Below are 12,063 nucleotides of genomic sequence, written 5' to 3'. Positions count from 1 at the left end.
TACCAAGAAGACGGCGAAATTTTGGTCGGCGCGTCCGCCAAGCGCCAAGCGGTCACCAACCCGCGCAACACGCTGTACGCCGTCAAGCGCCTGATTGGCCGCAAGTTTGACGAAAAAGAGGTGCAAAAAGACATCAACATGATGCCTTACACCATTGCCAAGGCCGACAACGGCGACGCTTGGGTGGAAGTGCGTGGCCAAAAAATGGCGCCGCCCCAAATCAGCGCAGAAGTGCTGCGCAAGATGAAGAAAACCGCCGAGGACTACCTGGGCGAAGAAGTCACCGAAGCGGTCATTACCGTCCCTGCTTATTTCAATGACAGCCAGCGCCAAGCCACCAAAGACGCGGGTCGCATCGCTGGTTTGGATGTCAAGCGCATCATCAACGAACCCACCGCCGCTGCGCTGGCCTTTGGCTTGGACAAAACCGAAAAAGGTGACCGCAAGATTGCCGTCTATGACTTGGGCGGCGGCACGTTTGACGTGTCCATCATCGAAATCGCCGACGTTGATGGCGAAAAACAATTCGAAGTACTGTCCACCAACGGCGACACCTTCTTGGGTGGTGAAGACTTTGACCAACGCATCATCGACTTCATCATTACCGAGTTCAAAAAAGAATCCGGTGTCGACTTATCCAAAGACGTGCTGGCCTTGCAGCGCTTGAAAGAAGCCGCGGAAAAAGCCAAGATCGAACTCTCTTCCTCCACTGGCACCGACATCAACCTTCCTTATGTCACTGCCGACGCTTCAGGCCCCAAACACCTGAACATCAAACTCAACCGCGCCAAGTTGGAAAGCTTGGTTGATGAACTGATCGAGCGCACCATCGCGCCTTGTCGCACCGCCATCAAAGACGCTGGCGTGTCGGTAAGCGATATTGACGACGTAATCTTGGTCGGCGGCATGACCCGCATGCCCAAGGTGCAAGACAAGGTCAAAGAGTTCTTTGGCAAAGAACCCCGCCGCGACGTCAACCCCGACGAAGCCGTGGCTGTGGGTGCCGCCATCCAAGGCCAAGTGCTCTCGGGTGACCGCAAAGACGTGCTGCTGTTGGACGTCACCCCTTTGTCTTTGGGCATTGAAACCCTGGGCGGCGTGATGACCAAAATGATCGCCAAAAACACCACCATCCCAACGAAGTTCGCGCAAACCTTCTCGACCGCCGACGACAACCAGCCTGCGGTAACCATCAAGGTTTACCAAGGCGAGCGTGAAATGGCCTCAGGCAACAAGTCCTTGGGCGAATTCAATTTGGAGGGCATTCCCCCAGCCGCCCGTGGTACGCCGCAAATCGAGGTGAGCTTTGACATCGACGCCAACGGTATCTTGCATGTGGGCGCCAAAGACAAAGCCACTGGCAAGGAAAACAAAATCACCATCAAAGCCAACTCGGGTTTGTCTGAGGCCGAAATTCAGCAAATGGTGAAAGACGCTGAACTCAACGCTGAAGAAGACAAGAAAAAACTGGAAATGGTGCAAGCGCGTAACAACGCCGAAGCCTCGGTTCACAGCGTGAAGAAAAGCTTGGTTGACCATGCCGACAAAGTTGAAGCTGGCGACAAAGAGAAAATCGAAGCTGCAGTCAAAGAAGTCGAAGAGGCTTTGAAAGGCGAAGACAAAGAGCTCATTCTTGCCAAAACCGAAGCTTTGATGACTGTTGCGCAAAAACTTGGCGAGATGGTCTATGCCGATATGCAAGCTCAACAGCAAGCCGCGGCGGCGGGTGCAGGCGCGGCTTCCGATGCTGGCAAGAAGCCCGACGACGACAATGTGGTCGATGCCGAAGTCAAGGAAGTGAAAAAAGGCTGAACTTTCTCATCCCATCGCGCCGCGCATCGCCTGAGAGGGCTGCGCGGCGTTGGTACATTCAACACCCTTAGATACAACCATGGCCACCAAACGCGACTTTTACGAAATATTGGGTGTACCCAAAAACGCCAACGACGACGAAATTAAAAAGTCGTACCGAAAATTGGCGATGAAATACCACCCTGACCGCAACCAAGGAGACGCGGCGGCCGAGGTCAAATTCAAAGAGGCCAAAGAAGCCTATGAAATGCTTTCTGACGCGGAAAAACGCGCTGCCTATGACCAGTTCGGCCACGCAGGTGTAGATCCGAATATGCGCGGTGGTCCAGGTGCTGCTGGTGGTTTTGGTGGCTTTGGTGAGTCTTTTGGTGACATCTTTGGCGATATCTTTGGTCAAACACGCAGACAGCAAGGTGCTGGCGGCAAGCAAGTTTTTCGCGGTAACGACTTAAGTTACGCCATGGATGTGACGCTTGAAGAAGCGGCCATGGGTAAAGAGTCGCAAATTCGCATCCCAAGCTTCGAGGAATGCACCATCTGTAGCGGCACCGGCGCCAAGCCAGGGACATCCGTTAAAACCTGTGGCACTTGCCAAGGTCAAGGCGTGGTGCAAATGCGTCAAGGCTTTTTCAGCGTGCAACAAACCTGCCCGCATTGCCGCGGCAGCGGAAAAACCATCACAGATCCCTGCACGCCTTGCCATGGTCAGGGCAAAGTCAAAAAACAAAAAACCTTGGAAATCAAAATTCCAGCAGGCATTGATGACGGAATGCGCATCCGTAGCAGCGGCAATGGTGAACCCGGCACCAATGGCGGCCCTCCTGGCGACCTGTTCATTGAAATCCGTCTGCAAAAACACGAAGTCTTCCAGCGCGATGGTGATGACTTGCATTGCGCGGTACCCATCAGTTTCACCACCGCGGCACTGGGTGGAGAAATTGCTGTTCCCACCCTGAGCGGAGAAGCCGCCATCGATCTTCCTGAAGGCACCCAAACGGGCAAGCAGTTCCGCTTGCGTGGCAAAGGCATTAAGGGGGTGCGCTCAAGTTTCCCCGGCGATTTGTACTGTCACATCACAGTGGAGACACCTGTCAAACTGTCTGAGCACCAACGCAAAATCTTGAAGGAGCTTGACGAGTCTTTGAAGAAGGGCGGCGATAAACACAAGCCCTCAGAAGCTGGTTGGGCTGACAAGCTGAAAAATTTGTTCAGCTAAGGTCTGCAGTCCTGAAAACTGGACTCCCCGCGCTGCCAGCACTGACCGGCATCGTGGCGTGAGGGGTGTGGCGTAGCGTGTTTGTCAATGCGAGCCACGTGAATACGAGCTTGGCGTACCCCCTCTTTATCAACAGCCAATTGCAACGCCCAGCCTGTGGTGTTTTCCAAACTGCTGTAGCCGTCGAACACAAAATTACCAAGGCTGTAGACGATAGGCCGACCTTTGTAAAACTCGGTGTTTTGGGTCACATGCGGATGGCTACCCACCACCACATCTGCACCTGCATCAATCATCAATCTTGCCAAGCGTTGTTGGCGAGGGGTGGCATAAGGCTCATCTTCAACGCCCCAATGCATGAATGGAATCACCACATCAGCTTGGTGAATGTGACGTGCGGCTTGGATATCGGCAACCACTTGCTCATCATCGCTCCATGCAGAGCCAGGTCGATCAACATCTGCCTCAAAGCTGCGGGGAAAAAATTCGTTGTAACCTAAAATAACGATGGTGATGCCTTGGCGCTTGAACAGCATGGGCGTATGCGCTTGCTGCAAATCACGTCCACCGCCAAAATAAGGGACCTTGGCTTGGTTTAAAAAATCCAGCATTTGGTCAAATGCTGCAGGACCAAAATCGCCCGTATGGTTGTTAGCCAAAGACACAGCATCAAAATGATTTTTGAGTAACTTAAGCACCCTAGGATGGGCTCTGAAGGTAAAGGGTTTATCCTCGGCTTTGCCAATGGTGGTTATCACGCATTCCAAATTACCAATGCGTATATCGCTTTGGTTGAGAACTGAGGCAAATGGCTCAAAAGGGTTATGGCCCTGTGCAATACGTTTGCCAGGCAATTCAGCCAACATCACGTCGCCCACAAAAACTATTGACACATCTGCGGATTGTGCAAAAGCATTGGCACAACATAGCCATACACCCACGGCTGTCGCGATCCAACTGGGGAGTAAGCGTCGGTTCATGACGCACCCACCACAGTGCAGTCATAGCTGATTTCGCGCCCCAAATCGGGGGAGTAAAGCTGCTGCCTGCCAGTCAAGCTTTGGCTCTTGGCAAACGGGGGCAAATAGGTAGCTTGCTGAAGAATGAGGGCTTGCCCAGAAGATCGGTAAGAGACTGTGATTTTGATGTTCTCGATTTGATTGCCGCCTTGGCTGACGATGGCCTTGAACCTGAAGCGCTCTAAGTCGATGGGCTTGGCGCTATAGGGATGGGTAGTGGGTGCAAAAACAAATTGATAGTCCTCACCGCCTGCAAAGAGTTGACACTGCAAGCGCAACGGCTGGCTGGCTGCAAGACCCATCGTCACTGGCAAAAACAAAACTACAGTAATGCTAAACCGCATCCACAGGCCAAGGTGGCTTGGTATGAGTAGAGGCATTACGCTATGGCTGATGTTGGGGCTTCATTCATACGCATTTGCACATGCGCCATCGATTCTTGGATTTGATCGATAAGAATGAGACAAACATCGCCCGCTTGAAGTTTTTCCAAAGCGCGATCTATGGCTTTGAATTCACCGTACACATCTTCAATGGTTTGTACTCGGGTAGCCCCTTGCAAACCTTCGCGCAACAAAGCAATGACTTCTCCGTCAGAGCGCCCTCTCTGGCAAGCGTCTTCGAAGAGAATGACATCGTCAAATGCGTGACCAATATTTCGAGTCAGGGCACGCAAGTCTTCATCTCGCCTGTCACCCGTGCCACATATCACCACGCTGCGGCGATTGGCAGGAAAAATATTGACAGCCTCGACAATCGCTTTCACGGCATCTGCGTTATGTCCAAAATCGACAATCACTTTAGCCTGCTTGTAGTCAAAAACATTAAAGCGTCCAGGAACACTTTGGGCATCACTGACAAAATGACTCAGGGCTTCACACATGCCTTCCCAGTTCAGTTTCAAGGCCCAGCCCGCTGCAATAGCGGCCATGACATTGGCAACCTGAAAACTCAAAGCGCCGTTGTGGGTAATAGGGACCTGCGCTAGGGGAATATGCATTTGGAATTTCCCCTCGGCCGCGACAATGTGATCGCCTTCGACAAAAAGTACGCGCTTGCCTTGAGCACGATGGGTCGCTAATGCAGGGGTTTTGACGTCATAGGCAAAAAAAGTTACCGCGCTAGGACATTGTGCTGCCATGGCCACGACCAAAGGATCTTCTGCATTCAGAACAGCCATCCCAGATGGGTCCACATTGCGCACGATAACCCGCTTGAGAACAGCCAAATCTTCAACTGTGGAGATGTAGTTCAAACCAAGGTGGTCACCACTGCCAATATTGGTCACAACAGCAACTTGGCAGCGGTCAAATGCCAAGCCTTCTCGTAACATTCCACCGCGAGCAGTTTCTAGCACCGCTGCATCGACATTGGGGTGCATCAAGACGCGCAACGCACTTTGCGGCCCCGCACAGTCGCCTGAATCGAATTGGTAACCATTGGCAAACACACCATCGGTATTGGCAATACCCATGCGAAGACCACTGGAGGCAAGCAAGTGGGAAATTAAACGCACAGTAGTGGTTTTGCCATTGGTGCCTGTCACTGCGACCACGGGGATACGACCGTTTTCACCATCAGGGAACATTTGCTCTATCACCGCCTTGCCTACATCGCGCCCTTTGCCAAATGAGGGGCTCAAGTGCATACGCAGTCCAGGTGCAGCATTGACTTCGATGATGCCACCGTTTTGCTCTTCCAAGGGTCGCAAAATGGTTTCGCAAACAATATCTACGCCGCAGATATCCAAACCCACCATTTGGGCAGCCAAGACTGCGCTGGCAGCTACCTCAGGATGCACGTCATCGGTGACATCGGTCGCTGAACCACCGGTAGACAAATTGGCATTGTTGCGCATGATGACACGCATACCTTTAGGCGGCACACTGCTTTCATCCAGGTTTTGTTCTTGCAAGCAAGACATGGCAACTTCATCGATACGAATACGGGTTAAAGGGTAAGAGTGCCCTTCTCCGCGCAAGGGGTCTGCGTTAACGATGTCGACCAACTGACGAACAGTATGTTTGCCGTCTCCGACAACAAGTGCGGGCTCACGCCGCGCAGCTGCCACCAATTTGTCACCAATCACCAGCAAGCGGTAATCGCTGCCCGGCAAATAACGCTCGACCATGATGTCTTCGCGGTAGCGCAAAGCAATTTTGTAAGCTGTCGCCAACTCCTCACGGGTTTTGACATTGACAGCAACACCCTTTCCTTGGTTGCCGTCTTGGGGTTTGACCACCACGGGCAGACCAATTTCTTGGGCTACAGCCCAAGCATCATCAACATCTTTGACAGGTCGCCCCTCTGGCACGGGCAGACCAGCCATGCGAAAAAGTTTTTTAGTCAACTCTTTGTCTTGCGCAATAGATTCCGCAATGGCGCTGCTGGCATCGGTTTCAGCAGCTTGTATGCGGCGCTGTTTGCTGCCCCACCCGAGCTGCACCAAGCTGCCTTCGGTCAAACGGATGTAAGGAATATTTCTGCTAAGCCCAGCGTTGACAATCGATGCGGTAGAAGGCCCTAGTCGCAAATCTTCATCGACTTCGCGTAACTGTGCAATGGCTTTGGCGAGAGGAAAATCGGTGTTGTTCAATGCGGCAAGCAACAACTCTTGGGCATAGCCAATGGCCAAGCGCCCCACCTGCTCCACCGTGTACTGAACCACCACTTGGTACAAGCCTTCTTTAGGCGTAGCCGTGGTGCGGCTGAAGGTCACAGGACAACCTGCCTCAATTTGCAAAGAAAGCGTGGCTTCTTCTAAAGCATGGGCAAAGGTATAAACAGACTCCGAAGTGCTGTTGTAAATGCTGTAAATAGAGGGAAATAAATGCCTTAGACGCTTAGAAAAATCGGGGCAACTGATACGCACATCGATACTTTGATGGGTATCACATTGCACCAAGGCTTCAACAGAGGTATGTTTAGACCAGAGGTTGGGGCCGCGCAGAGCCCGTATACGTGTGACTTCTATCACTGACCGCTCCCCTTTGATGAAGTTGCTAGGTTGGCGCTTTTTTGCGAAAAGCTTTTTAATCCTGCACGAATCAAGTCAGCGGAAATATCTAAGCAGCAAGCAACCGCCACAGCCGCGCACATGGTGGACAAGCTAATACCGCCTTGGTGCATCAGCATCTGTATGGGCTCGGCATCGGTTCGCAACATACTGACCTCTTTGGCGCCGTAGGCAAAGAAAATTTGCTGGTCGCGGTAAAACACCACACGCTGCGATTTTTCACGCGCAGCTGCAATGACGGGGTTGTTGTCTTCATGACTGTAGAAAAAAACATCGCCATCGCTGAGTTCTTCAAATGACACAGTCACTTCATCGCACGCATTGAGCACCGCCACACCTTCGGGCAAAACCACATCAACTTGGTTGCGTATGACGTTTCGCATTTGCTCGGCTGTACGGATGTCATGTACTTCAAGTCCCACTGGCTCAGGCACACCCGTGACCACACCCACCAAACATCGGTCGTAAGCCAAGCCTTCATCCATCAATTGCATGCCTGCACTTTCAAACACAGCAGCATCCAACACACGGTTGATCAGCAAGCGCTGCCCTAACTCAAAAGAGCGTGCATCTTTGCTGACAACACGTCGCTGATCAAGGTACAAACCATCTGCACAAGCCAAGCCGGTGTGCTTTCCACTGAGTTCAATTAACCAAGCAATGATTTTGGAGAGTTCGGTGGTTTGGTGACTGCCCATCACGCCCACAATGGGGATGCGTCCTGAGTCCGAGGGTTCAAACAACTGGTCCACAATGGCTTGACCCACAGGTCGAGGTTTTCCCAACACTGGCTTTAAATGCATCAGCAGACCTGGCCCTGCATTGACCTCCACCACAGCACCGTTGACCTCTTGCAAAGGCCGAGACACGTCGGGCGTGACCAAATCGATGCCAGCGATATCTAAGCCCACCACTTTGGCTGCAAGAATGGCCATATCTGCCACCTGGGGATGAACATCATCGGTGACATCGTTGGCCATATTGCCGGTACGCTGAACAATGATGACCTTACCCTTGTCGGGCACGCTGTTGATTTGGAAGCCTTGTTTTTGGATTTCCAAAACAATATTGCCTTGCTCTGACAAAATAATTTTTTCTAAAGGAAATTCTTCTTCCAAGCCGCGACGTGGGTCGGTGTTGACTTGGCTATCGATGAGTTGCTCGACTGTAGAGACACCGTCACCAACGATTTGCACTGTTTCGCCTCTTGAAGCAGCAACAACCTTGTCCCCCACTACCAGCAAACGGTGCTCTTCACCCACAATGAACTGCTCAACAATGACTTCGTTGTTTTCTTCTTCGCGCAAAGCAATATCAAAAGCAGCGTGAACTTCAGCTTGGGTTTTCAAATCAAGGGACACACCACGACCATGGTTGGCGTCAATGGGTTTGAGCACCACGGGCAAACCGATGTCTTGCGCTACCGACCATGCCTCCTCTGCTGTGGTGACAGTACGGCCCTTAGGTACAGGCACACCACACTGCGTTAGCAACCGCTTGGTGAGGTCTTTGTCGCTGGAAATATGCTCTGCAATGGCACTGGTTTTGTCTGTCTCAGCTGTCCAAATACGCCGCTGACGCGAGCCATAACCCAGTTGCACCAAATTGCCAGTGGTTAGTCGAATAGAAGGAATGCGTCGCTCAGTGGCCGCATCCACAATGCAAGCCGTGCTGGGGCCCAGACACAAGCGATCTACCATGTCCTTGAGTTTTTTAACCGTGGCCTTAGCGTCAAAAGGTTTGTTATTGATGGCTGCCATGACCAAGTTGCGAGCATCGACCAGACTTTCCAAGCCAATTTCCTCTTGCCTAGCCCTGAAAACCACCTTGTATACGCCGCTGGTACTGGTTTCTCTGGCCTTACCAAAACTGACCTGCATACCAGCCAAGGTTTGTAATTCGATGGCCACATGTTCGATGATATGAGCTGGCCATGTGCCGTCACGCAAGCGCCACACGAACCCCCCCACCTCACCAACGCTGCAATGATGTTGGTGCAGACTGGGTAACCAATCAATCAAACGATCGACAAAACCGGGGATGGTGTTAGAGGGAAATTTTTCTAACTCACCAATATCCAACCAAGCTTCAACGGCTGAGCGGTAAGTCCAGAAATTGGGGCCTCGCAAAAATCGCTGCTGAAGGATTTGAATATCGTCAAATGTCATAATCGATGCCTTGTAATTATTTAGCGTTTATTTTTAGAAAATCGGAATGACCGACTACAGATTCCAACAGGGGGTGAATGGCTTGTCACAAGATTGGCGGGCTAGGGTGCAAGAAAAGATTCCCGCACTCACCAACGTGCTAGGGTGTTTAGAGGTTGACCTCGATGCCCGATTATATTTCGCAAAGTCCTTGCTACTGCTATGTGCTGACAGGCTAGTTACCCTAGAGCCCGACGGGCAATCCCAATGGCAGGTGCGTGAATGGGCGCTGACGCCGGACTTGCTACTGTCTTTGAAAGACTATGCAGGTGTCGGCACTTTGGAGTTACACACTCTCACCCACAGCATGGGGACATGGCGCTTCACATTGGGGCGAAATGAGCAAGCACAGGCTTTTGCCGAAGCATTCGCTGCTCGACTAAACCTATCATCACCACTTGATAGCCAAAGAAGTTCGCAGCAACAAGCTGACGCTGTGCTGAAAGACGCACCGCCACCTTTGCAAGGTAACTGGGGTTTGCTGCGCTTGTGGCGGTTTGCACAGCCCTATAAAGGACAGTTATTCTTGGGCTTTGTGTTGACCTTGGCGTCTACCGCCGCCACCTTGGTTCCGCCCTACTTGACCATGCCCTTGATGGACGATGTGCTGATTCCTTTTCAAAATGGGCAGCAAATCGATATTGAATTGGTCACGCTTTACTTATCAGGTTTGCTGGGTGCGTCTCTTGTTGCATGGGGCTTAGGTTGGTACAAAACCTATGTTCTGGCACTGGCGTCAGAACGCATCGGTGCTGATTTACGCTCAACCGCCTACGAACACCTGTTACGACTGTCGCTGGAGTATTTTGGTGGGCGAAGAACCGGCGATTTGATGACCCGAATTGGCAGTGAGACAGATCGTTTATGCATCTTTTTATCTGTGCATTTTTTAGATTTTGCAACCGATGTGCTGATGATTTTAATGACCGCTGTTATTTTGTTCAGCATCGATCCATGGTTGGCCTGCGCCACCTTGCTGCCTCTGCCTTTTATTGGTTGGTTAATACAAAATGTACGCGACAGACTGCGCACTGGCTTTGAAAAAATCGACCGTGTTTGGTCTGAGTTGACCAATGTATTGGCTGACACTATTCCAGGTATTCGCGTGGTTAAAGCATTTGCCCAAGAAAAACGTGAGGCCTCACGTTTTCGCTCTGCCAACAAACACAATTTAGCCGTCAACGACAGGGTGAATTTTTTATGGTCGCTGTTTTCGCCGACCGTCACTTTGGTAACTGAAGTTGGGCTGTTGGTAGTGTGGGCTTTTGGTATTTGGCAAGTAGCTAACCATCAAGTGACAGTGGGTGTGCTCAGCGCTTTTTTGGCCTACAGCAGCCGTTTTTATGCTCGCCTAGACTCCATGAGTCGCATTGTGTCTCACACCCAAAAAGCCATCGCCGGTACCAAGCGGATTTTTGAAATCTTAGATCACGTCTCCAGTGTCCCCGAGCCTGTCAACCCACAACCCATGCCCAAAATTCAAGGGCGCATTCAAATTGAAGACATCGGTTTTCGCTATGGCAACCGCGCCGTGATTCGCGGCTTGAGTTTGGATATCGCACCTGGGGAAATGATTGGCTTGGTCGGTCAAAGTGGTTCTGGCAAAAGCACCATGGTGAATCTGATTTGCCGCTTCTACGATGTCAGCGAAGGTGCGATTCGTATTGACGGTACAGACATTCGTGATTTACGCGTCAGCGACTACCGACAGCACATTGGTTTGGTGTTGCAAGAACCGTTTTTATTTTTTGGCACGATTGCCGACAACATTGCCTATGGCAAGCCTCAAGCCAGTCGCAGCGAAATTGTGGCCGCAGCTCGGGCCGCCCATGCACATGAGTTCATATTGCGCTTACCCCAAGGCTACGACTCTTTAGTAGGTGAACGTGGTCAGGCCTTGTCTGGTGGTGAACGCCAACGAATATCAATTGCCAGAGCGCTGTTGATTGACCCCCGCATCCTGATCATGGACGAGGCCACCTCCTCTGTAGATACCGAAACTGAGCAAGAAATTCAAAAAGCCTTAGACAACTTGGTGCGCGGCAGAACCACTATTGCCATTGCCCACAGACTCTCTACCTTGCGTCGCGCCGATCGCTTGGTTGTAATGGAGCATGGGCAATTGGTGGAGCAAGGTCAACACCAAGAGTTGCTGGACAGACAAGGGGCTTATTGGCGTCTGTATGAAGCACAAGCCAGACGCGCAGAAGCCGAGCAGGGACTGGTTTCTGTCAGCGACTCCCGCGAGGTACGCACATGAGCCAACTGAGTCACTTGATCAAAGACCAACGCGGACTGTGGCAAGCCACCCTCGCTGACGGCTCGGTCTACAACAGTGTGACGGTGGTTCGAGCTTTTCCCATTCGTGCGCCTGACGAGGCGATCTCTGTGATAGACCATGAAGGTCACGAGTTATGCTGGATAGAACATCTTTCTGAGCTAAACCAAAAGGTTCGTGAGGCAGTGGTTGGCGCCTTGCAAGCACGTGAGTTCATGCCTGAAATTTTAAGCGTTGAACGTGTCAGTTCATTTGCAACGCCATCGGTTTGGACAGTACAAACCAACCGCGGCAAATGTGAATTCACTCTCAAAGGCGAAGAAGATATTCGCCGCGTCAGCACCCAGACACTGATCGTGGCAGATGCCCACGGTGTGCAATTTTTGATACGTGATTTACCTTCACTTAATGCTGCTAGCCGAAAGCTTCTTGACAGATTCCTTTGATTTTCAAGCGTTTTTTTTAAATACCCCTTGGTTTTTATTGGCTTTAAATTGACAAAGTTCAATTTTTCA

At 51.4% G+C, this 12,063-nt stretch carries 8 protein-coding genes; 4 read left to right on the top strand and 4 right to left on the bottom strand.

The features are described 5' to 3' along the window. Both dnaK and dnaJ read left to right on the top strand, forming a co-directional pair. Positions 1–1,812 (top strand): molecular chaperone DnaK (gene dnaK / locus AC9UEO_RS10940; protein ID WP_509533184.1); only part of this gene is annotated, 1,812 nt, incomplete at its 5' end. Between the two features lie 79 nt (positions 1,813–1,891). Then, a complete protein-coding gene (gene dnaJ / locus AC9UEO_RS10935) occupies positions 1,892–3,028 on the top strand; it encodes a molecular chaperone DnaJ (protein WP_509533181.1) in 1,137 nt (378 codons plus the stop codon). On the opposite strand, the gene AC9UEO_RS10930 is transcribed toward dnaJ, so the two are convergent. Genes AC9UEO_RS10930 through AC9UEO_RS10915 form a run of 4 tightly spaced genes read right to left on the bottom strand, consistent with a single transcriptional unit; the run spans position 3,025 to position 9,231 of the window. After that, positions 3,025–4,008 (bottom strand): CapA family protein, encoded by a 984-nt coding sequence (locus AC9UEO_RS10930; RefSeq protein ID WP_509533178.1) that lies wholly within the window; start codon positions 4,006–4,008, stop codon positions 3,025–3,027. The two genes, dnaJ and AC9UEO_RS10930, sit on opposite strands and share 4 nt — an antisense overlap. Then, complete coding sequence (locus tag AC9UEO_RS10925; protein ID WP_509533175.1) at positions 4,005–4,427, bottom strand: hypothetical protein; 423 nt, start codon at positions 4,425–4,427, stop codon at positions 4,005–4,007. The genes AC9UEO_RS10930 and AC9UEO_RS10925 overlap by 4 nt, the downstream gene beginning before the upstream one ends. After that, positions 4,427–7,021 (bottom strand): cyanophycin synthetase, encoded by a 2,595-nt coding sequence (gene cphA / locus AC9UEO_RS10920; RefSeq protein ID WP_509533190.1) that lies wholly within the window; start codon positions 7,019–7,021, stop codon positions 4,427–4,429. The genes AC9UEO_RS10925 and cphA overlap by 1 nt, the downstream gene beginning before the upstream one ends. Then, the gene (locus AC9UEO_RS10915; protein WP_509533172.1) at positions 7,021–9,231 is read right to left on the bottom strand and encodes a cyanophycin synthetase; all 2,211 of its coding nucleotides are present in this window, start codon (positions 9,229–9,231) and stop codon (positions 7,021–7,023) included. Before AC9UEO_RS10915 ends, cphA begins: the two co-directional genes overlap by 1 nt. A 46-nt stretch (positions 9,232–9,277) precedes the next feature. Between AC9UEO_RS10915 and AC9UEO_RS10910 the strand changes: the two genes are divergently transcribed. Next, the gene (locus AC9UEO_RS10910; protein ID WP_509533170.1) at positions 9,278–11,530 is read left to right on the top strand and encodes a cyanophycin metabolism-associated ABC transporter; all 2,253 of its coding nucleotides are present in this window, start codon (positions 9,278–9,280) and stop codon (positions 11,528–11,530) included. Continuing rightward, positions 11,527–11,994 carry a cyanophycin metabolism-associated DUF1854 family protein gene (locus AC9UEO_RS10905; protein ID WP_509533167.1) on the top strand — a complete coding sequence of 156 codons (468 nt, stop codon included), beginning with the start codon at positions 11,527–11,529 and terminating at the stop codon, positions 11,992–11,994. The genes AC9UEO_RS10910 and AC9UEO_RS10905 overlap by 4 nt, the downstream gene beginning before the upstream one ends. The last annotated feature ends 69 nt before the right edge of the window (positions 11,995–12,063 follow it).

Source organism: Limnohabitans sp., assembly GCF_040401495.1.
In the GTDB taxonomy this organism is placed as follows: Bacteria; Pseudomonadota; Gammaproteobacteria; order Burkholderiales; family Burkholderiaceae_C; genus Limnohabitans.
The sequence above is the reverse complement of the archived record's forward strand: the minus strand, read 5'-3'. Positions and strand labels throughout refer to the sequence as shown.